General features: G+C 53.6%; 24 protein-coding genes. 11 read left to right on the top strand and 13 right to left on the bottom strand.

Features of this window, described 5'->3' with window-relative positions:
* Positions 1–3: 3 nt before the first annotated feature.
* From motB to flhD, 4 genes are all read right to left on the bottom strand, one after another.
* The gene (motB, locus tag AC0TNG_RS07750; protein ID WP_024909669.1) at positions 4–933 is read right to left on the bottom strand and encodes a flagellar motor protein MotB; all 930 of its coding nucleotides are present in this window, start codon (positions 931–933) and stop codon (positions 4–6) included.
* On the bottom strand, positions 930–1,817 hold the full coding sequence (gene motA / locus AC0TNG_RS07745; RefSeq protein WP_008500417.1) for a flagellar motor stator protein MotA: 888 nt from the start codon (positions 1,815–1,817) through the stop codon (positions 930–932). Before motA ends, motB begins: the two co-directional genes overlap by 4 nt.
* A 123-nt stretch (positions 1,818–1,940) precedes the next feature.
* The gene (gene flhC, locus AC0TNG_RS07740; protein WP_008500416.1) at positions 1,941–2,519 is read right to left on the bottom strand and encodes a flagellar transcriptional regulator FlhC; all 579 of its coding nucleotides are present in this window, start codon (positions 2,517–2,519) and stop codon (positions 1,941–1,943) included.
* Between the two features lie 2 nt (positions 2,520–2,521).
* On the bottom strand, positions 2,522–2,872 hold the full coding sequence (gene flhD, locus AC0TNG_RS07735; protein ID WP_023336137.1) for a flagellar transcriptional regulator FlhD: 351 nt from the start codon (positions 2,870–2,872) through the stop codon (positions 2,522–2,524).
* A 795-nt stretch (positions 2,873–3,667) separates the two neighbouring features.
* On the opposite strand from flhD, the gene uspC reads away from it, so the two are divergent.
* On the top strand, positions 3,668–4,096 hold the full coding sequence (gene uspC, locus AC0TNG_RS07730) for a universal stress protein UspC (RefSeq protein ID WP_248165057.1): 429 nt from the start codon (positions 3,668–3,670) through the stop codon (positions 4,094–4,096).
* 15 nt (positions 4,097–4,111) lie between these two features.
* Here the strand turns inward: uspC and otsA are convergent, their stop codons facing one another.
* The 5 genes from otsA to araF form a co-directional block, all read right to left on the bottom strand.
* On the bottom strand, positions 4,112–5,536 hold the full coding sequence (gene otsA, locus AC0TNG_RS07725) for an alpha,alpha-trehalose-phosphate synthase (RefSeq protein WP_048992259.1): 1,425 nt from the start codon (positions 5,534–5,536) through the stop codon (positions 4,112–4,114).
* On the bottom strand, positions 5,511–6,314 hold the full coding sequence (otsB, locus tag AC0TNG_RS07720; protein WP_473713383.1) for a trehalose-phosphatase: 804 nt from the start codon (positions 6,312–6,314) through the stop codon (positions 5,511–5,513). The genes otsA and otsB overlap by 26 nt, the downstream gene beginning before the upstream one ends.
* A 176-nt stretch (positions 6,315–6,490) precedes the next feature.
* Positions 6,491–7,480 carry an L-arabinose ABC transporter permease AraH gene (gene araH / locus AC0TNG_RS07715; RefSeq protein WP_208763030.1) on the bottom strand — a complete coding sequence of 330 codons (990 nt, stop codon included), beginning with the start codon at positions 7,478–7,480 and terminating at the stop codon, positions 6,491–6,493.
* An 11-nt stretch (positions 7,481–7,491) separates the two neighbouring features.
* A complete protein-coding gene (gene araG / locus AC0TNG_RS07710; protein WP_473713382.1) occupies positions 7,492–9,006 on the bottom strand; it encodes an L-arabinose ABC transporter ATP-binding protein AraG in 1,515 nt (504 codons plus the stop codon).
* A 71-nt stretch (positions 9,007–9,077) separates the two neighbouring features.
* On the bottom strand, positions 9,078–10,067 hold the full coding sequence (gene araF, locus AC0TNG_RS07705; RefSeq protein WP_024909787.1) for an arabinose ABC transporter substrate-binding protein AraF: 990 nt from the start codon (positions 10,065–10,067) through the stop codon (positions 9,078–9,080).
* Positions 10,068–10,854: 787 nt separating this feature from the next.
* Between araF and AC0TNG_RS07700 the strand changes: the two genes are divergently transcribed.
* Positions 10,855–11,358: a non-heme ferritin-like protein gene (locus AC0TNG_RS07700; RefSeq protein WP_024909786.1), complete on the top strand. Its 504-nt coding sequence runs from the start codon at positions 10,855–10,857 to the stop codon at positions 11,356–11,358.
* Positions 11,359–11,515: 157 nt separating this feature from the next.
* Positions 11,516–12,859, top strand: coding sequence for an anaerobic C4-dicarboxylate transporter (locus AC0TNG_RS07695; RefSeq protein WP_023336144.1), 1,344 nt, complete (start codon positions 11,516–11,518; stop codon positions 12,857–12,859).
* 42 nt (positions 12,860–12,901) lie between these two features.
* Here the strand turns inward: AC0TNG_RS07695 and AC0TNG_RS07690 are convergent, their stop codons facing one another.
* Both AC0TNG_RS07690 and azuC read right to left on the bottom strand, forming a co-directional pair.
* On the bottom strand, positions 12,902–13,153 hold the full coding sequence (locus tag AC0TNG_RS07690; protein WP_473713381.1) for a DUF2766 family protein: 252 nt from the start codon (positions 13,151–13,153) through the stop codon (positions 12,902–12,904).
* Between the two features lie 108 nt (positions 13,154–13,261).
* The gene (gene azuC / locus AC0TNG_RS07685; RefSeq protein ID WP_014884364.1) at positions 13,262–13,345 is read right to left on the bottom strand and encodes a stress response protein AzuC; all 84 of its coding nucleotides are present in this window, start codon (positions 13,343–13,345) and stop codon (positions 13,262–13,264) included.
* A 234-nt stretch (positions 13,346–13,579) separates the two neighbouring features.
* Between azuC and yecR the strand changes: the two genes are divergently transcribed.
* Entirely contained in the window at positions 13,580–13,918 is a 339-nt protein-coding gene (gene yecR / locus AC0TNG_RS07680; protein WP_024909785.1) for a YecR family lipoprotein, read from the top strand.
* Positions 13,919–14,122: 204 nt separating this feature from the next.
* On the top strand, positions 14,123–14,620 hold the full coding sequence (gene ftnA, locus AC0TNG_RS07675) for a non-heme ferritin (RefSeq protein ID WP_014884366.1): 498 nt from the start codon (positions 14,123–14,125) through the stop codon (positions 14,618–14,620).
* 36 nt (positions 14,621–14,656) lie between these two features.
* Here the strand turns inward: ftnA and AC0TNG_RS07670 are convergent, their stop codons facing one another.
* Entirely contained in the window at positions 14,657–14,998 is a 342-nt protein-coding gene (locus tag AC0TNG_RS07670; protein ID WP_024909784.1) for a hypothetical protein, read from the bottom strand.
* A 216-nt stretch (positions 14,999–15,214) separates the two neighbouring features.
* Between AC0TNG_RS07670 and tyrP the strand changes: the two genes are divergently transcribed.
* A complete protein-coding gene (gene tyrP, locus AC0TNG_RS07665) occupies positions 15,215–16,426 on the top strand; it encodes a tyrosine transporter TyrP (RefSeq protein WP_417927559.1) in 1,212 nt (403 codons plus the stop codon).
* Between the two features lie 34 nt (positions 16,427–16,460).
* Here tyrP and AC0TNG_RS07660 read toward each other — a convergent pair whose 3' ends face one another.
* Positions 16,461–17,129 carry a YecA/YgfB family protein gene (locus AC0TNG_RS07660; protein ID WP_473713380.1) on the bottom strand — a complete coding sequence of 223 codons (669 nt, stop codon included), beginning with the start codon at positions 17,127–17,129 and terminating at the stop codon, positions 16,461–16,463.
* 425 nt (positions 17,130–17,554) lie between these two features.
* Here AC0TNG_RS07660 and AC0TNG_RS07655 point away from each other — a divergent pair, with 425 nt between their 5' ends.
* From AC0TNG_RS07655 to AC0TNG_RS07635, 5 genes are all read left to right on the top strand, one after another.
* On the top strand, positions 17,555–18,676 hold the full coding sequence (locus tag AC0TNG_RS07655) for a branched-chain amino acid ABC transporter substrate-binding protein (protein ID WP_023312277.1): 1,122 nt from the start codon (positions 17,555–17,557) through the stop codon (positions 18,674–18,676).
* Positions 18,677–18,775: 99 nt separating this feature from the next.
* Complete coding sequence (locus AC0TNG_RS07650; protein ID WP_032646250.1) at positions 18,776–19,690, top strand: ABC transporter permease subunit; 915 nt, start codon at positions 18,776–18,778, stop codon at positions 19,688–19,690.
* Positions 19,691–19,701: 11 nt separating this feature from the next.
* A complete protein-coding gene (gene livM / locus AC0TNG_RS07645; RefSeq protein ID WP_473713409.1) occupies positions 19,702–20,976 on the top strand; it encodes a high-affinity branched-chain amino acid ABC transporter permease LivM in 1,275 nt (424 codons plus the stop codon).
* A complete protein-coding gene (locus AC0TNG_RS07640) occupies positions 20,973–21,848 on the top strand; it encodes an ABC transporter ATP-binding protein (RefSeq protein WP_024909779.1) in 876 nt (291 codons plus the stop codon). Before livM ends, AC0TNG_RS07640 begins: the two co-directional genes overlap by 4 nt.
* Positions 21,845–22,561, top strand: coding sequence for an ABC transporter ATP-binding protein (locus tag AC0TNG_RS07635; RefSeq protein WP_024909778.1), 717 nt, complete (start codon positions 21,845–21,847; stop codon positions 22,559–22,561). The genes AC0TNG_RS07640 and AC0TNG_RS07635 overlap by 4 nt, the downstream gene beginning before the upstream one ends.
* Positions 22,562–22,624 lie beyond the last annotated feature (63 nt).

The raw sequence follows: 22,624 nt of genomic DNA, 5'->3' as shown, positions 1-22,624 counted from the left end.
CTATCACCTCGGATTGGCTGGTGGCGATGTTGGAACGGCAGCCGAAGGAACGGCCCCAGGCTGTTTTAAATCGTCCAGTGACTCATTCTGACTTTCGGCGTTTTCATGCAGGATGGCCTGCTCCGCCTGCTGGTTCAGCACTAAAAGACTGATACGACGGTTGATGGCATCATCCGGCCCGCGGTCGGAAACGCGCATGGTTGCGGCCATGCCGACTACGCGCAGTACCTTGCCATCATCAAGCCCACCTGCCACCAGCTCGCGACGCGAGGCGTTGGCACGATCGGCAGAAAGCTCCCAGTTGCTGTATCCCTTCTCCCCATTGGCGTACGGGAAATCATCCGTGTGTCCTGACAGGCTGATTCGGTTAGGAATGCCGTTCAGCACCGGTGCAATACCGCGCAGAATGTCGCGCATGTACGGTTCGACTTCCGCACTCCCGGTTTTAAACATTGGGCGGTTCTGGCTGTCGATAATCTGAATACGCAGCCCTTCCTGCACCAGGTCGATCTTCAGATGTGGGCGCAGCGCGCGCAGCTTCGGATCCGCCTCAATCAGCTGATCGAGATCGCCACGCAGTTTCTTCAGACGCGCCTGCTCCATCTTTCTTTTTAGCTCGTCGATGTTCGGCTCTTTTTTCACCTCACCCTTCTGCTGGGTGTAATCATCGCCGCCGCCCGGGATCGGGCTTTCGCTGTTAGAAATACGCGGCCCACCGGCCACCGCCGTTGCCAGCGGTGTGCGGAAATATTCGGCAATCTGGATCAGTTCTTTTGGGCTGGAGATGGAGATCAGCCACATCACCAGAAAGAACGCCATCATTGCTGTCATAAAGTCGGCGTATGCAATTTTCCACGAGCCGTGTGCGCCATGCCCGCCGCCCTTGTGCTTGCGTTTTTTTACGATGACGATCGGATGGGACTGGTTTTTCATGCGTCCTCAGTTGTCGTCTGTTGGTTTGGGTTTTTCACCGCACGCACGTGTTCTTCAAGCTCGATAAACGACGGACGCTCGCTGGAGTAAAGCGTTTTACGGCCAAACTCAACCGCGATCGGTGGCGCGTAACCGTTGAGGTTAGAGAGCAGCGTGATCTTCACGCACTGCATCATTTTGGTGGTTTCCGCGCTCTTCTGGCGCAGAACGCTTGCCAGCGGAGAGATGAAGCCGTACGCCAGCAAAATACCGAGGAAAGTCCCCACCATCGCATGGGCAATCAGCGCACCGAGCTCGGCTGCCGGACGGTCTGCCGAGGCCAGAGCGTGAACCACCCCCATTACCGCAGCAACGATACCGAATGCCGGAAGCGAGTCGCCGACCAGTGCCAGGCTGTTGGCCGGCACTTCAGATTCGCTTTCGTGAGTTTCGATCTCTTCGTCCATCAGCGCTTCGATTTCGAAGGTATTCATGTTGCCGCTGATGATGAGTCGCAGATAGTCGACGATGAAGTCCAGCATCATGGCGTCAGCAAGAATGCGCGGATAGCTGGCAAAAATTTCGCTCTCTTTCGGGTTTTCAATATCCCGTTCAAGCGAGAACATCCCCTGCTGACGCGACTTCGCCATCAGGCGATAGAGCAGTGCCAGCAGATCCATATACATGCTTTTGGTGTATTTCGAGCGACGGAACAGCAACGGAATCGCTTTCAGCGTGCCCTTGATCGATTTACCGTTGTTACCAACGATAAAAGCCCCTACCCCTGCACCGCCGATGATAATAAGTTCAGCCGGTTGATAGAGTGCTCCAAGGTGCCCGCCGGTCATCATGTAACCGCCGAAAACTGTACCGAGAACTACTAGGTAACCTAATAAGATAAGCACGACATCATCCTTCCGCTAGTGACTATGGCAAGGACGTCCAGCTCGCAGCGTTTACCGTTTGCGGGGTAAAAAAAAGCAGCGGTAATTGCTTACCGCTGCTGGAATCTTTCCCACACGTTCGGGTTAAACAGCTTGTTCGATCTGTTCATCCAGCAGTTGTGGAATAATATCGGCAGCATCCCGGGAAAGTTTACGTCTTTTTACTGCGCGGGATGGAGGCTGACATAAACTACAGGCGAAGCTGCCTGCAGGCTGATGAGCGTGGGTAATAAAATTGCCGTTGCAGCAGTTGCAGCGCGACAGCTCAAGCATTCCGCTCTCAACAAAACGCACCAGCGTCCATGCGCGGGTCAGCGCCAGCAGAGGGCCTTCTTCCTGCTGTGGGCATTGTTCAAGGTAAAGTTTGTACGCTTTGATCACGGCGTCAACGCCGCTACACAAACCAGTTTTGAGAAGATACTGCCAGGCATTACAGAACATGGAAGCGTGAATATTCTGCTCCCACGTCATAAACCAGTCGGTAGAAAACGGCAGCATGCCTTTCGGCGGGGGACTACCACGTAACTCTTTGTACAGCTTGATGAGACGGCCACGGCTCAACTGAGTCTCGCTTTCCAGCATTTGTAAACGAGCACCCAGTGTAATCAGCTCCATGGCCAACTGTATGTCACGCGCTTCCTGAACAATGCTTTTCTCGCTCATTGCTAGGCCCTTTTCTTACGGGCTGCGTCATCAGGCTGGCTGATTTCGTTAAGCAAGCGAGTGGAGAGAAGAATACCGGTATGGATCTGTTGAAGATCGTCCACACGGGAATCCTGCGTCAGACGCGTTATTGTCTGCGAATCATCGAAACGGAACTGGCAAACCAGTTGATTCGTTTCAGCCAGTTTAACCATCTGCGGGAGGGTTAAACCGCCCAGCATGGTTGCCATCTCTTCGTTAATACCCAGACGAAACATCGCGGACGCCTTGTCCTGACTAATCAAACGCTGCGCGAGCAGTAAATACGACAAATTAATGTCATAGATATGTTTTAGCAACTCGGATGTATGCATTGTTCCCATCCCGAATAACCAACTATTATTTTTATGCGGAAAGACCGCACCCCGTGATGTCGCCGGGAAATCACCCGGTATAAAAAAGAAAAGGCTAAATGCATAGTTGAATTTAGGTTTGTATTCACTGAAACGCGTAAGAGAGAAACCGCGAATGCGTCTCTTACATGTTTTATCATTTCTTACAAATAACTAAGATTTTTCCTAATTCGACGCAAACTCTACTCGTCAGTTTTGTCACATACAATCCAGCCACCCTCAAATTTAAAAAAAATGTGATCCACGTCACACAATTTAAGTGAATATGACCCATAAATCCATCAGTATGACTTGTAATTTGTTTGTTTTTTAACCAATCAGTACTGTTTTGTATTCTTAATTGACGAATACTCATGCAGACGGGCGATCCGAACTGGCATGCAACGTGCTTCTACCCCCGTAAGCGCTACGCTGAAACATTTACAACAAACCCCTCTCCGGGAAACATTTTTCTTACCGTGAAAAAACATATAGTTATGCAGGTAGCACAAAAAAGATGTTTCAGGACGTGATCATTCGAAATGAGTTTGTAACGCGCCAAAACGATTTAACAGTTAAAGCGTGAATTTGTGTGATTTACGTTAAGTTGTTAATTTTTTTCATTTAGGCGCATTTTTCAGTTATTCTTCTTATAAGAATAATTAATGAATAATTATGATAAGCTTCACACTAATGTCGTAATCAGCTCTTGCAGAACCTGGGAATTCGCGGTAAAGGTGATCAAACGCTGTCTGACAGACACCTAAGGAGTGCGCCATGAGTTACTCCCATCTTCTTGTTTCCGTTGCAGTTTCTCCAGAAAGCCATCAACTCGTCGCCCGGGCCGTTTCCATTGCCAGACCCCACAATGCCCGCATCAGCCTCATCACGCTCGCCGCAGAGCCAGAGATGTACAATCAGCTGGCCGCCCCCATGCTGGAGGATATTCGTGGGGTCCTTCAGGAAGAAACGCAGCAATTTCTGCGCGAACTGGTGGAAAAGGCACAATATCCGGTTTATGAGACAATTATTGCGACCGGTGAACTTAACGCCCATATTCTCGACATGTGTCGTAAACAACATATTGATTTAGTGATTTGCGGGAATCATAACCACAGCTTTTTATCGCGCGCAGCCTGTGCGGCGAAATCCATTGTCGCATCGAGCCAGGTTGATGTGCTGTTAGTGCCACTTGGGGGGAGTTAACCCCCAAGTGGAAAATCAGGCGAGTTTAGGGAAGGTCGCGATCTTTTTTTGCAGATCGCCTTCATGACTTTGCGGGGTGATATCCCGGAGATCCTGAATAAAACGTGCCTGCCAGTGGTTAATGTCGTTCTTACGGATCGTCTCCATCATATCAGCATGACGGGAAATACGTTCCGTGAGCGGCATAGTCAGGGCACGATTCAGCGCGTTTGCCACGTCGTCCCTGTCATAAGGGTTAACGATAAGCGCCGACGTGAGCTCATTTGCGGCGCCGGCAAACTGGGAGAGCACCAGAACACCCGGGTCGTCAGGATCCTGGGCCGCCACATACTCTTTCGCGACGAGGTTCATCCCGTCGCGCAGCGGCGTAACCAGGCCAACATCCGCATAGCGGAAGACCTTCATCAGGATCTTACGGTCAAAGTGCTGATTCAGGTAAAACAGCGGCGTCCAGCCCAGCTGCCCGTAGCGGCCATTAATGCGCCCTGCTTCTGTCTCCAGCTGATGGCGAATGTCCTGATAGGCCTGAACCTCACCGCGCGACGTCGGCGCGATCTGGGTATAACGGATTTTACCGTGATGCTGCGGATATTTATCCAGCAGCGTTTCATACGCCAGGAAGCGTTCCGGCAGCCCTTTGGAATAATCAAGACGCTCAACCGAGAAGATATTTTTCACGTGTTTGAGTTCATTCTTAAGCTGCGCCAGCTTCGGCGGCAGCGGGCCGGAAGCCTGCTCCGCGATTTCGTCAGGTTCAATCCCAATTGGATACACTTCGGTGTGGAACGTTTTCCCCCACGCCGTATGGGTTTTCCCGCCTTTGGTCACCAGACGCGCTTTACCTGACACGGAGTCAAGGAATGCGAGGCGGTCATTTTCGGTCTGGAAGCCCAGCAAATCGTAATCACACAGCGCCTCCAGCAGCTCTTCATGCGGCGGGAGCGCGGTAAAAATTTCCGGCGTCGGGAACGGGATGTGCAGGAAGAAGCCAATCCGGTTATTTACCCCTCTTTTTCGCAGCTCTCTGGCGAAGGGCAACAGGTGATAATCGTGGATCCATAAAATATCGTCTTCTTCGATTAATGGCAGCAGTTTATCCGCCAGCAGCGCATTCACGCGCGAGTAGCCTTCGAAGGATTCACGCTGGAATTTGACCAGGTCAAGACGATAGTGAAACGCGGGCCACAGGACGGCATTCGAGAACTGCGAGTAATACTCGTCGTAGTCTTTCTCTTTCAATGCAAATGAAGCCCACGTAATGTTTCCGCGCGTCACCTTTTTGAGCGGTTTCTCTTCTTCACTGATTTCCCCACTCCAGCCAAACCACAGCCCGCCAGCGGCTTTTAAGGCACCTAATACCCCTACCGCCAGGCCACCCGCACTGGCTTTTTTATCGTCAGGCGGTGCGATTCGGTTAGAGACGACGACTAAGCGACCCATAATGGTTTCCCCCTTTGCTTTGCGCTATTTGTTGTTTTTGCTGGTTAGCGATGTCAGATATCCACTGCCAGACGCTGGCGACATCCGCCAGTCGCCATTCGGCAACAGTGTCACCAGGCCCCACCTTGACGGCGATCCCTCCGGCCTGATTCACCACGCGAAACCCGGCCTCGTCGGTCAGGTCATCCCCAATGAAAACGGGCGTTCGCCCTTTGAAAGGCGGCGACGCCATAAACGCGGCGATGGCCGCGCCTTTATTAATCCCTTTCGGTTTTAACTCAACCACGCATTTGCCGGGCTGCAACGCCAGCTGTGGATGCGCATCTGCCACCCTCTGAGCAAGCGTAAGTACTGCCTCCTCATGCTGCGGCGCCTGACGATAATGCAGGGCAAAGGCCATGCCTTTGGCTTCCAGCTCGGTGCCAGGCAGCGCTTCCAGCGCGGCAGAAAGCTGCTTATGGAGCGTTTGCGTGAGTGCGTCGGGGAGTGAAACGATATGCGTTTGATCATGGATGTCGCGGCGCTCCGCTCCGTGTACACCGGCTAGCGGAAAGTGGTATGGACTGGCGAGCAGATCCAGCTCGGCCATTGAGCGCCCTGATATCAATGCCAGTGCTCCCTCATTCATGAGTGAGAGCTGATGCAAATCCTGTAACACCGCCTCCGGAATAGACACCTGATCGGGGTGCGGTTTTATCCCGGCGAGCGTGCCGTCGAGATCAAAAAAGAAAGCATAGTGTCCGGGCAGTACAGGCGGTGCGGTTAACGTGTCAGCCACCCTTTTCCTCCTTACGGTTTACGAGAGGTAAACGCCTTTACCTCTTTCATAGCCATGTAAGTATAGACAGTGTGACGTGGCTCGCCATTTGACAACCGCCTCGCCAGTATTACTGGCGGGGCGGTTAAGAGGTCAACTAAGGTTATAAGTTGAGCAATAAAAGACCGGAAAAAGGGTTACACGGTACGCTTCGCTTTTTGCTTGTAACGGTCGAAAATCACCGCTGCCAGCAGGATCAGACCACGAACCACGTACTGCGAGAACGGTGAAATATTCAGCAGGTTCATGGCGTTCTCCACCGTCCCTAAAATCAGGATACCGGCCACCACATATGAGATTTTTCCGATGCCACCCTTGAGGGAAACGCCCCCTAACACGCAGGCCGAAATGACGATCAGCTCGTAACCGATAGAGGTCATCGGCTGGCCGCTGGTCATACGCGACGCCAGAATAATCCCCGCAGCGGCAGAAACCAGCCCAGAGAGCACAAAGATAATAATCTTGGTGCGTACGACCGGCACCCCAGCCAGACGGGCGGCCTCTTCATTACCGCCAATCGCCAGCGTATTACGGCCAAAGGTGGTCCGGTTGAGCAGGAAGCCGAACAGGATCAGGCAGGCCACCGTCAGCCATATAGGCGCAGGCAGACCCAGCCAGTTAGCATAACCCAGCGTGAAGAAGCGCTCGTCTTCAATCCCCACCGCTTTACCGTCGGAGATGATATAGGCCAGCCCGCGGACAATTTGCATTGTCGCAAGCGTGGTGATCAGGGCGTTAATCTTCAGGCGCGCGATAACAAAACCGTTCACCAGACCGCTGATGACGCCGAGTAACAGCCCGGCTAAGACGCCAAACCACAGGCTCTCCGTCATGTTGATCACCACGGCCGTCGTGACGCCCGCACAGGCAATCACCGACGCCACCGACAGGTCAAAATCGCCGGAGGCCAGGCAGAACAGCATCCCGCAGGCCACCATCCCGGACATGGAAATGGCCAGCCCCAGCCCCTTCATATTAATGAAGGTGGCAAAATTAGGGACAAAGATCGCGCAGGCAAGGAACAGTGCGGCAAAAACCACCAGCATGCCGTACTGATCCCAGATACGTCCAATACTCAGCGCCGACTTCGACTTCGGCACTCCGGATGTAGTAACAGAGGACATCATTAACTCCTTACTCAGGCGACAGCCTGGCTAACTTTAGGCATGGCGAGGTTCAACGCCTGTTGTTCATTCGCCTGTTCATGAAGTAATTCGCCGGCAATTTCGCCTTCACGCATCACCACAATGCGGTCGGCCACGCCAAGCACCTCCGGCAGATCGCTGGAGGCGAAGAGCACCGCCACGCCGCGTTTTGCCAGCTCATAGATCACGTTATAAATCTCGTGTTTTGCCCCCACATCGATACCGCGCGTCGGCTCGTCCAGCAAAATGACCTTCATATCTTCTGACAGCCAGCGGCCTAAAATTGCCTTCTGCTGGTTTCCGCCTGACAGATTCATGATCAGCTGTTCCGGACCCGGCGTTTTGATATTCAGCGAGCGAATATGGTGGTCGGCGTTACTCGACTCCCAGCTATCGTTTATCAGGCAACCGGCGCGAATAAACTTACGACGGGCAGAAATATTGATGTTGTCGCGCACCGAGTGCACCGGAATAATCCCCTCGGCTTTCCGGTCTTCCGGGCAGAGCATCATCCCCGCCCCGATCGCGTGGGCCGGTTTCTGGATATCTACCCGTTCGCCGTCAATAGAGACCTGACCATCGGTAATACGGGTACCGCCGAACAGACCTTTCATCAATTCGCTGCGCCCCGCCCCCACCAGACCAAACAGGCCGACGATTTCACCGCTGCGTACGGATAACGAAATCGGTGTTCTGACGCCCGGCGCTTTGACGTTATCCAGGCGCAGGCGTTCCGGGCCGTACGGGCGCGGTTGCCAATGATAAATATCGCCCAGATCGCGTCCGACCATCGCCTGAACCAGCTGGTCATGGTTCACCTGCGCCATGTCGGTAAAGGTGCGCACATAGCGTCCATCTTTAAAGACGGTGATGGCGTCGCTCAGGGCAAAAATCTCTTCCATACGGTGCGAGACATACAAAATCGTACGGCCTTCCTGACGCAATTCGCGGATCACGCGGAACAGATTTTCGATTTCACGCTTAGAGAGCGAACTGGTAGGTTCGTCGAAGGCAATAATTCTGGCGTTACGCGCCAGCGCCTTCGCAATTTCAACCATCTGCCACTGGCCGATGGAGAGATATTTCAGCGGCGTCTGGGGATCGACGTCCAGGCCCAGATGCTTAAGCTGCAGCCCCGCTTCATAATTAAGTAGCGAACGATTCACCACGCCGCCTTTGTGCGGGAGCTGTCCTAAATAGATGTTTTCCGCCACGGTCATCTCAGGAATGAGGTGCAGCTCCTGGTAGATAATCGCCACCCCGGCATTGAGCGCCGCCGTGGTATCGGCAAACGCCACCTCTTCGCCGCGTATGGCCAGCGAGCCGGTAGTCGGCGTGTAGTTGCCGCTGAGGATCTTCAACAGCGTGGATTTTCCCGCGCCGTTTTCCCCCATCAGGGCGTGAACCTGACCGGCATAGCAGTCGAAGCTGATATCGGTCAGCGCGTTAACACCGGGGAAAGTTTTCCCGATGCCGCGAAAAGAGAGATACGGATCAGAGTGTCGCATAACGTCTCCGTGATTCCTGTAGTGTGTACGTCTGGCCCCTCACGAAGGATGAGGGGCACAATCACCGCGTATTACTTCCCGCCCAGTCCTTTTTTCGCCAGCTCCTCTTTGAAGTTGTCGCGGGTAATCAGCACCACGTCGGTCACTTCGGTAAATTTCGGCGGCTCAGCCCCTTTGGTGACCCAGTTATAGAGCATCTCACTGGATTTATAGCCGTGAACGTCCGGGCTTGGCAGCAGAGAACCGTAGAAGCCGGTAGCCTGCGCTTTGGACAGCTCGCTGACGGCGTCAACGCCGTTGATGCCAATCCCGATCACGTCAGGCGCTTTAAAGCCCTGGCCTTCCGTCGCGCGTACCCCACCCAGCACGGTGTTGTCGTTCATGCCGACCACCAGCCAGTGTTTGACCTCCGGATGCTGAACCAGCATAGAGTTCGCGGCGTCGAAAGCGCCCGGGATATCGTTAGATTTGGTTGGGACTTTGTAGATCTGTTTTTCCGGGAAACCGGCCGCTTTCAGCGCGTCCATTGAACCGGAAGTACGGCGACGTGCGGTGTCCAGCTCGTCTGCGGTAATGGCCATCACCGCAGTCTCTTTGACATCCCAGCCGCGCTTTTGCATCTCTTTATAGAGTTCCTGCCCCTGGCGTTCGCCGATTTTGGTCGCCGCCATCATCACCAGAGGGACGCTGTCCATCGGCTTGCCTTTGGCGTTAACGAACTGATCGTCAACCGCGATGACCTTCATATCGTAACCGCGCGCTTTCGCCGCGATGGCCGAACCGAGTTTTGGATCCGGAGTACAGATAACGAAACCTTTCGCACCGCTGGCCGCCAGGCTGTCGATGGCGTTCAGGGTTTTCTCACCGTCAGGCACGGCGATTTTAATCACTTCAAAACCTAAATCTTTCCCGGCTTTATCGGCGAATTTCCACTCAGTCTGGAACCAGGGCTCTTCGGGCTGTTTTACCAAAAAACCGAGTTTTAAATTCTCAGCGATAGCGGATTGTGACATAACGGCAGCCAGACCGATGGCCGCCAGCGCTTTAGTAAATTTGTGCATGGTAAACTCCAGCTTTAGCATTCTTTTCTGTAGGGAATATGTGCGTGCTTCTTATTTAATCGGACTTAAAACAAGGCATTAGCGCTTACCTCGTCATAAGCGTTATTGCTGGTGATAGTTTTAGCGGGAAATTAATCATCCATAAGAGAGCCCCATCACACCGCAGAATTACAGTAATTGCGTACATAAATTCAGCGAAAAATGACATAAAAAAGGCAGGATTTGTCAGACAAATGAAAGTGGGTTAAGCAGAATTATCCATAAGATTAGCTAAGAAATCCCTGATCCCCCTCAGTGGACTAAACGTCATCTGGCGTTAAAGGGGTTCAAGATGTTTTTCATCAAAAATGCACCAGGCACCTGAACACGGTTATTCCGCAGAATTTGATTTAGCGCAATTTTATTAGCACATCATATATTCGAAACGATTAATCCGTATTTCTCTTTTTCACGGAGTATTATTCCAACTTAATATTTTCGAAAGAGTAACAGTGTATCTCTGCAATAAAAACTGTTAATTATTAGAGCATTAAACTATATTCAATTCATGGCGAGCTGATTGCATTTCTGTACTATATTAAACTTTGTAATGTATGGTAAATACAGCCCAATTAAGAGTTTTCTTAGACCAAAGACAAGGGTATGCTTATTTATATCGAACACAGGAAGTGAATTTCGGTCGACTTCGGTCACGGCAGAATGTGTATTTCTGCTCTTTTCTTCATATTTGCCTGACGCTCAGGTTAAGCAACGGACATCACGTCCCACAGTCAATAAGGATATGAGTATGGCTACCCAAACGATGATGCAAAAACTTAACGCGCAGATGAACCTTGAGTTCTACGCCTCGAATCTGCACCTTCACTTAAGTGCGTGGTGTGCCGAGAATAGCCTCACGGGATCTGCCACATTCTTTCGCTCTCAGGCGCAAAGTAACGTCACCCATATGATGCGTGTCTTTAACTTCCTGAAAGCCGCAGGGGCAAATCCTGTCGTTAAAGCCCTTGATGGGATCAATGAAAATTACTCTTGCCTGGAAGAACTGTTTCAGAAGACGCTTGAAGAGTATGAACAACGCTGCAGCACCCTCAACAAACTGGCCGATGAAGCCAAAGCGCAGCAGGACATTACGACGCTCAGATTCTTACGCGATATGGATAAAGAGCAGCAGCAGGATGGCCTGCTGCTGAAGACGCTGGCGGATGAGATCCATAATGCGCAGCAGGCAGGTTTATGTCCTGAGCAAACCGACCGTCATCTGCTCGACATCGTGGCGGTGCAGCACCACTGAGTTTTTTGGCCTGCTCCCATTCGGAGGAGCAGGCTCCCTTCACGTCTCCAACCTTCTGCTTTTGCTGAAATTTAACAAATCAGATCTGGCTCCCAATGATTAACCACACAACGTGTGATGATTTATTTAGTTACATAATCATTGACGAGGGAGCATCATGATCACCATTGAGTTTGTTGTCATTCTCCTCTGCCTGCTGACGGGTACGCGTTTCGGCGGTATGGGGCTCGGGTTAATCAGCGGTATTGGTCTTTTTATTTTATGTTTTGTCTTTGGTCTGCAACCGGGTAAGCCGCCGGTAGACGTTATGCTGACCATCCTCGCGGTGATTGGTTGTGCCGCTACGCTGCAGACTGCGGGTGGCCTCAACGTCATGATGCAGTTTGCTGAACGTCTGCTGCGCAAACACCCACAGCACATCACCCTGCTCGCCCCATTCACCACCTGGATGCTGACCTTTCTGTGCGGCACCGGGCATGTGGTCTATACCATGTTCCCCATCATTGCGGATATCGCCCTGAAAAAAGGGATCCGCCCCGAGCGCCCCATGGCCGTGGCATCGGTCGCGTCGCAGATGGCGATTACCGCCTCCCCCGTGTCCGTTGCCGTGGTGTCGCTGGTGTCTATCCTGGCGGCCCAGCATGGCATCGGCCACGCGTGGGGGATCCTGGAAATTCTCGCCGTATCTGTTCCCGCTTCACTTTTCGGCGTAGCTATTGCTGCCCTGTGGAGTTTACGCCGCGGAAAAGATTTGGCGGATGACGTGGAGTTTCAGGAAAAGCTGAAAGATCCTAAGCAGCGCGAGTTTATCTACGGTGGAACGGAGACGTTAATGAATCAGCGTTTCCCTAAACAGGCCTACTGGTCCACGTGGATTTTCTTTGCCGGTATTGCCGTGGTCGTTTTGCTGGGTGCGTTCCCTGAGCTGCGCCCCGCCTTTGAGCTGAAAGGCAAAATGACGGCGCTGTCGATGAACCTCGTTATTCAGATGATGATGTTAATCGCAGGGGCCGTGATGCTGATGGCCTGTAAGGTCAATGCGTCGGCGATTTCCAACGGCGCGGTGTTTAAGGCCGGTATGGTCGCGATCTTCTCGGTGTTCGGCGTGGCGTGGATGAGCGATACCTTTTTCCAGGCGCATCTCGACGAGTTAAAGCTGGCGCTGGAAGGCGTCGTGAAAAGCCACCCGTGGACGTATGCTATTGTGCTGTTTCTGGTGTCAAAACTGGTGAACAGCCAGGCGGCTGCGCTGACGGCCGTTGCGCCTATGGGCCTCATGCTCGGCATCGACCCGAAAATGCTGATCGCCTTTTTCCCTGCGTCATACGGCTATTTCGTCCTGCCGACCTACCCAAGTGATTTGGCCTGCATCGGCTTTGACCGTTCAGGCACCACCCGCATCGGCAAATTTATCATCAACCACAGCTTTATTCTGCCTGGGCTGATTGGGGTAAGCTGCGCGTGCGCGGCGAGCTACCTGCTGGTCCAGACGTTCTTCTGACAGTATCAAGGGGCGACACATGCCGTCGCCCATTTCACGGTTTTAGTGGGATTCACCCTGCGGCGTGAATCGCAGTTCAATCAGCGCGATGGCTTTCTGGATCGCACGAAGCGTAACCGGGTCAGCGGCAGCGGGGTGGCTGGCGAAATCGATGTTTTTCAGCTGCATAGACATCTTCTCGCGCACTTCAACCGGCGCAATCACGTCCAGAACATCAAGGATTTGTTTGATAACCAGCTGACAGGCGACAACGTCAGAGACCAGTTCCTGATCGGCGCTCAGGTTTTGTGACATGGGGTTTTCTCCTTATTTAAAGGCCGCCATAGTAGCAAAACACACCCCTGGCATCTTCCCTTCATCGCCTGCAGGTATAAAAAAAACCCGCCGAAGCAGGTTTTTTTATCAGAACATGGCGCCCGGCGGCACGTCTTTGAAGGTGCGGCAGTAATTGGCCCACATACTTTTCAGGATTTTGCGCAGTTTCACGATGATGCTCCATTAACTTGTTATACAACTTTATTATCAACGCGCCTATAATATGACCACCATCACAAAAATCAACACTTTTGTGATGCGCATCACATTTATATCAGAGCATGGCCTGAAAGCGCTCACCGCGGACCCGTTGCGAAGAGTGAGGGCAGATTGTCCGGCTATTCCAGCCATTGCAGCGGGCATCTGCGGGTACGATAACGTATTTCCATCCACTCAGAGCGAATCATGAAAAGAGTCATTGTAGCCGGCACAATCCTGCTGCTCGCGGGATGTACTATTAACCGCCAGGCTGAAGTCAGCAGCCTCGACGCGCCGAACGGCATCGTCCGCCTCGACTACGGCCAGGCTGCGCTGCAAAATGCGTATTCCGATGAGTATGTGAATAACGGCACGGCGGCAAAAGCGTGTCAGAGCATGGGGTATGCCACTGCCTCAGCCTATGGTCAGCCCATTAAAACCTGCACTCTGACCAGCGGCTCTTTGTGCCTGAACGAGAGCGTGACTATCCAGTATAAATGTATGGGTTACGCCGTTAATCCTAAGTCAACTAATCCGTGGTATTAATCGAAGCTGCCAGCGCATGCTGGCAGTTTATTTCATTACGAACAAAAACAATTCTCATTAATAAATTATAAAAATCGCCAATGCGTTTTATTCCCATTCGTATTTTAAATAAATAAAATAAAAATTTTACGTTTTGCAAATAATTAAATAACAAATTATAGTGTCGCTCATTGTGAACCAGAAATAATAATCCGGAGCGTCACCATGCTGAAAACTGAAATGATCGACAAGCTCAACGCACAAATGAACCTTGAGCTTTTTTCATCCCTGCTCTACCAGCAGATGAGCGCCTGGTGCAGCTACCACAGTTTCGAGGGCGCTGCCGCGTTCCTGCGTCGTCACGCTCAGGAAGAGATGACCCACATGCAGCGTCTGTTTGATTATCTGACAGATACGGGCAGCCTGCCGCGCATTGAAACCGTGGCATCACCGTTCGCTGAGTATAATTCTCTCGATGAACTGTTCCGCGCCACCTACGAGCACGAGCAGCTTATCACGCAGAAAATTAACGAACTGGTTCATGCCGCGATGACCAGCCAGGATTATCCAACCTTTAATTTCCTGCAGTGGTACGTCGCTGAGCAACACGAAGAAGAGAAGCTGTTTAAATCCGTGCTGGATAAATTATCTCTGGTCGGGAAATCCGGCGAAGGTCTTTACTTTATCGATAAAGAACTCTCCACTCTTGATACGCAGAATTAATTTCAGCGCGGTGCCGGTTTCCGGCACCGCGTTAATTTACATACACCCCGCACAGCTGGTGCAACGCCAGTCATGGGGATTCACGGCCTGGTAAAAATAGCGGTAGCTGGACGTCTCCAGCGGAATACCCACCTCGAAAAACAGATCCGTTAACCAGTCGACATTCTCGATGATCCACTCATCTTCCTGTAAGCCTTGTGCAAAGGTTTCATCTTCAGGATCAATAACCGAATAGATTGCCCAGGTGCCCATATCCTTTTCGCGGCGGGACTCGGGAAGGTTCAGGGGCTGATTCTGCCAGCTGATTATCCAGTGACCATGGCACAACAGGTTACCTCCCCGGCTCCATGCCGCGGAAAAGGGATTCTCCCCTGCCATAAGACCCTCACTTAATTTGATAATTTGTATTTATTGTTTACGTTACGCCGGAATGTCGCGCAGCAGTATTGCCCTTATGAGGTAGGCACAGGCCTGGGTCATTAATACGTAAATAATTTTTTACACCACTTGTAACGGTGATTTGACGAGTAACGGCTTTTCCCTTACTCTGCGCCGCAGATTTTGTCGCGGTTAAGAAGCGTTGTAGAGGAAAGCGTGAAAAACAGAACTCTGGGAAGTATTTTTATCGTCGCCGGAACGACAATTGGCGCAGGAATGCTGGCAATGCCTCTGGCAGCCGCGGGCGTGGGATTTGGCATGACCCTGCTGCTGCTGGGAACGCTCTGGGCGCTGATGTGTTACACCGCACTGTTGCTGCTTGAGGTTTACCAGCACGTACCCGCCGACACCGGTCTGGGTTCGCTTGCGGCGCGCTATCTCGGACGCTACGGCCAGTGGATAACCGGCTTTAGCATGATGTTCCTGATGTATGCCCTGACCGCCGCCTATATCAGCGGCGCCGGAGAGCTCATCGCCTCCAGCGTCAACGACTGGTTTGGCTCTGACATTACCCCTGCGACGGGCGCCATCTTCTTTGCGCTCATCGGCGGCGGCGTGGTCTGCGTGGGCACATCGCTGGTCGATCTGTTAAACCGTTTTCTGTTCAGCGCTAAAATTCTCTTCCTGATTGTCATGCTGGTGCTGCTGGCGCCGCACGTGCACAAGGTTAACCTGCTGACGCTGCCGCTGGAAAAAGGGCTGGCGCTCTCCGCGATCCCGGTCATTTTCACCTCGTTTGGCTTCCACGGCAGCGTGCCAAGCATCGTCAGCTATATGAACGGCGATATCCGAAAACTGCGCCGCGTCTTTGTTATCGGCAGCGCGATCCCGCTGATTGCCTATATTTTCTGGCAGTTGGTGACGCTGGGCAGCATTGACTCTTCAACCTTTATTGGGCTGATGGCGCAACACGCTGGCCTGAACGGTTTTCTGCTGGCACTGCGCGAGGTCGTCACCTCCCCACACGTGGAGCTGGCGGTACACCTGTTTGCCGACCTGGCGCTGGCAACTTCGTTCCTGGGCGTGGCGCTCGGCCTGTTTGATTATCTGGCCGACCTGTTCCAGCGCCGCAATACCGCGGCCGGACGGTTACAGACGGGCGCAATTACCTTCCTGCCGCCGCTGGCGTTCGCGCTGTTTTATCCGCGCGGATTTGTGATGGCGCTGGGCTACGCGGGAGTGGCGCTCTCTATCCTGGCGCTGTTGCTCCCTTCCCTGCTGGCGTGGAAGAGCCGCCAGCAGCATCCGCAGCAAGGGTATCGCGTGGCGGGGGGAAAACCGCTGCTGTGCGTTGTCTTTGGCTGCGGGGTGGTGATTATACTGGTGCAGGTGTTGATTGCAGCCGGGATGCTGCCGGAAGTGGGTTAAATAAAAAAAGGGGCTGTCATCAGCCCCTTTTTTATCAGTGCAAACAGCAGCTCTTAAACTTCTTCCCGCTGCCGCAAGGACACGGATCGTTACGCCCGACCTTTGTGCCGTTCACAATCGGCTTCTTCGCTTCCGACTGCTGCGGATTGTTTACCCAGTATTGATATAAACGCAGTGCCGCAGGCTGGATGCTCTCGATGCTGGCGATGTACTCCTCTTCGGACAGTTCATCCAGCTTGTCGCTGTTCTCTTCCGTACCGTGCAGAGCAATCACCTCAAGATCGGCCTTCAGGGCTTCCGGCAAGGCAGACCAGTCCGTCAGCGCCACGCCGCGCATGTAGCCGTAGCACCACTCTTCCACCACGGTATAACTCTCACCGTCAACGTCGTTATAGCCAAACATCGGTTCGAACTGATCCGGGTATTCGCTCAGACGCTCGGCAATATCGTTCATGTGCTTAAAGCAGAGATCGATAAAACGGTTCATCTCACGATCGTTTTTCCAGCGCGGAATGTACTTCTCGCCACCCCAAACCGCCACCAGCCAGGCATCTGGCTCAACGACAACAGGACCGGAAAGCACTGCGGTAAGCATGCCGTCCAGTTCGGACACGTCAATTACGGACGCGTCATCATGACCGTAAGACATTAACGTCTCTTCAAGCCACGCCATTTCGCTTTCATTCAATGGGCCTTCAGTCATCGCTGATACTCCTGCAAAAAAGGAAACGATCCTAACACATATCTCACCCCTCTCCGGGCTGAAGTTTAGGTCTTTATTGCTGCAAAAACGTGCAAACCGTGAGCTTTGCACAACTTATGGGCTTTATTGTTAACGATATGTGATCTCCGCTGTAATTTCTTCTCCTCCCGCAAGGCGGCATAACGCGGCGCTCTATACTCAAACATGTCGCATGCTCGTCAATGGGTTAACCATTCTGGCAACGTTTTTGCTTAACGTTCTTCGCGCGTCCCTGCGCAGGGAAATCTCGCCGTAATATGCAGGATGCCGTCTGTATCTTGTTCGTTTAGTGCATTTTGTTCTTGCTCGTGTTTCGGATTGGCTGCGCCGTCGGGCGTTCGGGTTTACGCCGTGGTGCAAAAACCTCTTTGCTAAGGAACATAATAATGTCGCTGAAATTTATCAGAACTCCTCTTTCTCTTGTGTTGGCCGGTTGCCTGGTGACGGCGTTTTCCGCCCGGGCAGATATTGTGATTGGCGTGGCCGGGCCGTTCACGGGTCCGAACGCCACCTATGGCGATCAGTACTGGCACGGCGCAACGCAGGCCGCTGAAGACATTAATGCCGCAGGCGGCATTAACGGTGAGAAAATCAAACTGGTTCAGGGGGATGATGCCTGCGAGCCCAAGCAGGCCGTGGCCGTCGCCAACCGTTTAGTTGACCAGGATAAAGTCAACGCCGTGGTCGGCCATTTCTGCTCCTCTTCCACCATGCCCGCATCCGAGGTGTATAGCGACGCAGGCATTATTGCGATTACCCCCGGCTCAACTAACCCGCTGATCACCGAACGCGGCATGAGCGATATGTTCCGCATGTGCGGCCGCGACGACCAGCAGGGTCAGGTTGCCAGCGACTTCATCATCGACAAGCTGAAAGCCAAACGTGTGGTGATCATTCACGACAAAGACACCTATGGTCAGGGTCTGGCTGACGCCACCAAAGCGGCGCTGGCGAAACGCGGGGTTCAGGATGTGATGTACGAGGGGTTATCCCGCGGTGAAAAAGACTTTAACGCGCTGGTCACCAAGATCGGCGCGCAAAAACCGGACGTCGTGTTCTTCGGTGGCTGTCACCCGGAAGCCGGCCCGCTGGTTCGCCAGATGCGTGAGCAGGGCGTACAGGCAAAATTCTTCTCCGGGGACTGTATTGTCAACGAGGAGATGGTGACCGCCGCGGGCGGCCCGCAGTACACCAATGGCATTTACATGACCTTCGGTAAAGACCCGCGCCTGATCCCGGACGGCAAAGCGGTTATCGAGAAATTCCGCGCCGGTAAATTCGAGCCGGAAGGTTACACCCTCTACTCCTATGCCTCCGTACAGGCCATTGCCGCGGCCTTCAAGGCCACCGGCGGCAAGGACTCCGCCAAAGCCAGCGAGTGGCTGAAGGCTAATTCCGTAGACACGGTGATGGGCAAAAAAGCCTGGGACAGCAAAGGCGATCTGAAAGTGTCTGACTACGTGGTTTACCAGTGGGACGACAAAGGAAAATATAAGGAAGTGCAGTAACGGGACGGAGTCACGCTCAACGTCGGCGGGCCTGCCCGTCGGCGCGTAATAAACATCAGGCTGCGCGGCTCGCGCAGCCTATAAAACGAGCGCGCTAAGATGAGTACATTCTTCCTGCAACAGTTAATCAATGGCTTAACGCTGGGTTCCGTCTACGGCCTGATCGCCATCGGCTACACCATGGTGTACGGCATTATCGGGATGATCAATTTCGCCCACGGCGAAGTGTATATGATTTCCGCCTATCTTTGCGCCATTGGCCTGGCGCTGCTCTCGTTCTTCGGCCTGCAGTCCTTCCCGCTGCTGATCCTCGGCACGCTGGTGTTCACCATTGTGGTCACCGGGGTGTACGGCTGGACTATCGAGCGTATCGCCTACAAGCCGCTGCGCAACTCCACGCGCCTGGCGCCGCTGATCTCCGCCATCGGGATGTCGCTTATCCTGCAAAACTACGCGCAGCTGAGCCAGGGCCCGCGCCAGCAAGGGGTACCGACCATGCTGGACGGCGTCATTCGCCTGCATCTGGGCGAAGGGTTCGTGCAGATAACCTACACCAAAGTGTTTATCCTGGTTGCCTCGTTTGCCGGCATGCTGGTGCTCACCTGGATAATCAACCGTACCCGGCTGGGGCGGATGTGCCGTGCGGTCCAGCAGGATCGTAAGATGGCCTCCATTCTGGGCATTAATACCGACCGGATTATTTCGCTGGTCTTTGTCATCGGCGCGGCGATGGCGGGCCTGGCGGGGGTGCTGATCACCATGAACTACGGCACCTTTGATTTCTACGTCGGGTTTGTGATCGGTATTAAAGCCTTCACGGCGGCGGTACTTGGCGGCATCGGCTCCCTTCCCGGCGCGATGCTCGGTGGCCTTATCCTGGGCGTGGCGGAAGCGCAGTTCTCGGGCATGGTGAACTCGGACTATAAAGATGTCTTCTCGTTCGGCCTGCTGGTCATGATCCTTATTTTCCGTCCTCAGGGCCTGCTTGGACGCCCGATTGTGGCCAAAGTGTGAGGGAGAGAATGATGACATCACACGGTTTTTCACTTAAACGCTGCATTCTGGAAGCGATTTTTTCCGGGCTGATTGCGCTGATTATCTTCGGCCCCATCGCGGGCGTGGTGCTGGACGGGTACAGCTTTAACTTCGCCGGGCAGCGACTGGCCTGGATGGTTGGCATCGTCATGTTCGGACGCTTTCTGTTGAGCGCCTTTTTAGGTACCGCCCCGGGGGCCCGTTTCCAGGCGCGCTTCGAGGCCGACAGCGCGGGTGTATATGTCAGGCCACCGGAATACAAAAGCCGCATGCGCTGGATTATTCCTCTGGTGATTACCCTTGCGATTTGCTTTCCGTTTGTCGCCACTAAATATGTGCTGACCGTCGCCATTCTCGGGCTGATCTACGTGCTTCTCGGTCTGGGGCTGAACATCGTCGTGGGCCTGGCCGGTCTGCTGGATCTGGGATATGTCGCGTTCTACGCGATTGGGGCGTACGGTCTGGCGCTGGGGTACCAGTATCTCGGCTTAGGCTTCTGGAGTATGCTGCCGCTGGCGGCAATCATGGCCGCCGCTGCAGGCGCCCTGCTCGGTTTCCCGGTACTGCGCATGCACGGTGACTATCTGGCCATCGTCACCCTCGGGTTCGGGGAGATTATTCGCCTGATACTGAACAACTGGCTGACCTTCACCGGCGGACCCAACGGCGTGTCGGCCCCTCCCCCCACCTTTTTCGGTCTGGAATTTGGACGACGCGCGAAAGAAGGCGGCGTGCCCTTCCACGAATTTTTCCACCTGACCTACAACCCGAACATGAAGTTTATTTTTATCTACGCGGTACTGTTCCTGGTGGTGATGCTGGTGCTCTACATTAAGCACCGCCTGACGCGGATGCCGATTGGTCGGGCGTGGGAAGCCCTGCGTGAAGACGAAATTGCCTGCCGCTCAATGGGGTTAAATCATGTTCTGGTTAAGCTGTCCGCCTTTACGCTGGGTGCGTCGACCGCGGGCATTGCCGGGGTGTTCTTCGCCACCTATCAGGGGTTCGTGAATCCAACCTCCTTTACCTTCTTTGAATCGGCACTGATCCTCGCCATTGTCGTACTGGGCGGTATGGGCTCGACGCTGGGCGTGGTGCTGGCCGCCTTTGTGCTCACGGTCACGCCGGAACTGCTGCGCAGTTTTGCCGAGTATCGCGTCCTGCTGTTTGGCATGCTGATGGTGGTGATGATGATCTGGCGTCCACGCGGTTTGATCCGCATTAACCGCAGCGGGTTTGCCGTGCGTAAGGGCGTCGCACCATGAACGAAACGATATTACGCGTTGAGCATCTTATGATGCACTTTGGTGGGATTAAGGCGCTAAACGACGTCAACCTGGACGTGCAGCGCGGCTCCATTACCGCCCTGATTGGGCCAAACGGGGCGGGAAAAACAACCGTGTTTAACTGCCTGACGGGCTTCTACAGAGCCTCCGGCGGCAACATTTTGTTTAACACCCGCAATAAAACGACCAACGTGATTCAGGTCCTTGGACAAAAATTCCAGCCGGGTGACTGGATTAACCCCGCGCAGTTCGGGCAACGTCTGTTATACAAAATGTTTGGCGGAACGCATCTGGTCAACCGCGCAGGGCTGGCGCGCACGTTTCAAAATATTCGTCTTTTTCGCGAGATGTCGGTCGTGGAAAACCTGCTGGTCGCGCAGCATATGCGGGTGAACCGCAATCTGCTCGCCGGGATCCTGAATACGCCGTCCTACCGGCGGGCGGAAAGCGACGCCCTGGACAGAGCCTTCTACTGGCTGGAAGTGGTGGATCTGGTGGAGTGCGCCAATCGCCTGGCGGGAGAGATGTCGTACGGCCAGCAGCGGCGTCTGGAAATTGCGCGGGCAATGTGCACCGGGCCAGAAATGATCTGTCTGGATGAACCCGCCGCAGGGCTGAACCCGGTTGAAACGCATAAGCTGAGCAGCATTATTCGCTTTCTGCGGGATCACCATGACATCACGGTATTACTGATTGAGCATGATATGGGGATGGTGATGGAGATTTCGGACGACATTATCGTGCTCGACCACGGCGATGTGATTGCCAGAGGAAAACCCGAGCAGATCCAGCATGACGAAAAGGTCATTGCCGCCTATCTGGGCACGGACGAAAGCGAGGTCACCCTATGAGCGAAACGCTGCTGGCTTTTCGCGAGGTGGATGTGTTTTACGGCGTCATTCAGGCGCTGAAGCAGGTCTCCCTCGAGGTGAATAAGGGTGAAACCGTGGCGCTGATTGGCGCAAACGGCGCGGGTAAATCAACATTGCTGATGTCCATCTTTGGCCAGCCCCGTATCCGCAACGGACAGATCCTTTTCGGTGGTGAAGATATCAGCCATAAATCCACCCACTACGTTGCGTCCGGCGGCATTGCGCAGGCGCCGGAAGGCAGACGAATATTCCCGGATATGACCGTTGAAGAGAACCTGCTGATGGGGACCATTCCCATCGGCAGCCAGTTTGCCGCTGAAGATATGCAAACCATGTTTGACCTTTTCCCTCGTCTTAAAGAGCGGCGTAAACAGCGCGCGATGACCATGTCCGGCGGGGAACAGCAGATGCTGGCGATCGCCCGGGCGCTGATGAGCCGTCCGAAGCTGCTGCTGCTGGATGAACCGAGCCTGGGCTTAGCCCCGATTGTGGTGAAGCAGATCTTCCAGACGCTGCGCGAGCTGGCCCGCAGCGGCATGACCATTTTTCTGGTGGAGCAGAATGCGCACCACGCGTTGAAGCTGTCTGACCGCGGGTATGTAATGGTTAACGGGCAGATCCGGTTGAGCGGCAGCGGTGAGGAGCTGCTGGGGAATCAGGAGGTGAGGAAGGCGTATTTGGGCGGGGTGTGATTTGATACCTAAGGAACCATTAGAAATAATTTCATATAAATAACAATGAGATATTCACGAAAA

This window comes from Enterobacter sp. PL_is514 (assembly GCF_055816715.1).
The sequence above is the reverse complement of the archived record's forward strand: the minus strand, read 5'-3'. Positions and strand labels throughout refer to the sequence as shown.

Excerpts from the sequence above, each read along its gene's own strand:
- AC0TNG_RS07690 (WP_473713381.1), bottom strand. The coding sequence starts at position 13,153 with ATGTCACAAAACCTGAGCGCCGATCAGGAACTGGTCTCTGACGTTGTC.
- motB (WP_024909669.1), bottom strand. The coding sequence starts at position 933 with ATGAAAAACCAGTCCCATCCGATCGTCATCGTAAAAAAACGCAAGCAC.
- flhD (WP_023336137.1), bottom strand. The coding sequence starts at position 2,872 with ATGCATACATCCGAGTTGCTAAAACATATCTATGACATTAATTTGTCG.
- ftnA (WP_014884366.1), top strand. The coding sequence starts at position 14,123 with ATGCTGAAAACTGAAATGATCGACAAGCTCAACGCACAAATGAACCTT.
- araH (WP_208763030.1), bottom strand. The coding sequence starts at position 7,480 with ATGATGTCCTCTGTTACTACATCCGGAGTGCCGAAGTCGAAGTCGGCG.
- otsA (WP_048992259.1), bottom strand. The coding sequence starts at position 5,536 with ATGGGTCGCTTAGTCGTCGTCTCTAACCGAATCGCACCGCCTGACGAT.
- yecR (WP_024909785.1), top strand. The coding sequence starts at position 13,580 with ATGAAAAGAGTCATTGTAGCCGGCACAATCCTGCTGCTCGCGGGATGT.
- AC0TNG_RS07655 (WP_023312277.1), top strand. The coding sequence starts at position 17,555 with ATGTCGCTGAAATTTATCAGAACTCCTCTTTCTCTTGTGTTGGCCGGT.
- AC0TNG_RS07650 (WP_032646250.1), top strand. The coding sequence starts at position 18,776 with ATGAGTACATTCTTCCTGCAACAGTTAATCAATGGCTTAACGCTGGGT.
- AC0TNG_RS07660 (WP_473713380.1), bottom strand. The coding sequence starts at position 17,129 with ATGACTGAAGGCCCATTGAATGAAAGCGAAATGGCGTGGCTTGAAGAG.
- AC0TNG_RS07695 (WP_023336144.1), top strand. The coding sequence starts at position 11,516 with ATGATCACCATTGAGTTTGTTGTCATTCTCCTCTGCCTGCTGACGGGT.
- livM (WP_473713409.1), top strand. The coding sequence starts at position 19,702 with ATGACATCACACGGTTTTTCACTTAAACGCTGCATTCTGGAAGCGATT.
- AC0TNG_RS07635 (WP_024909778.1), top strand. The coding sequence starts at position 21,845 with ATGAGCGAAACGCTGCTGGCTTTTCGCGAGGTGGATGTGTTTTACGGC.
- AC0TNG_RS07700 (WP_024909786.1), top strand. The coding sequence starts at position 10,855 with ATGGCTACCCAAACGATGATGCAAAAACTTAACGCGCAGATGAACCTT.
- araF (WP_024909787.1), bottom strand. The coding sequence starts at position 10,067 with ATGCACAAATTTACTAAAGCGCTGGCGGCCATCGGTCTGGCTGCCGTT.
- uspC (WP_248165057.1), top strand. The coding sequence starts at position 3,668 with ATGAGTTACTCCCATCTTCTTGTTTCCGTTGCAGTTTCTCCAGAAAGC.
- flhC (WP_008500416.1), bottom strand. The coding sequence starts at position 2,519 with ATGAGCGAGAAAAGCATTGTTCAGGAAGCGCGTGACATACAGTTGGCC.
- araG (WP_473713382.1), bottom strand. The coding sequence starts at position 9,006 with ATGCGACACTCTGATCCGTATCTCTCTTTTCGCGGCATCGGGAAAACT.
- AC0TNG_RS07670 (WP_024909784.1), bottom strand. The coding sequence starts at position 14,998 with ATGGCAGGGGAGAATCCCTTTTCCGCGGCATGGAGCCGGGGAGGTAAC.
- AC0TNG_RS07640 (WP_024909779.1), top strand. The coding sequence starts at position 20,973 with ATGAACGAAACGATATTACGCGTTGAGCATCTTATGATGCACTTTGGT.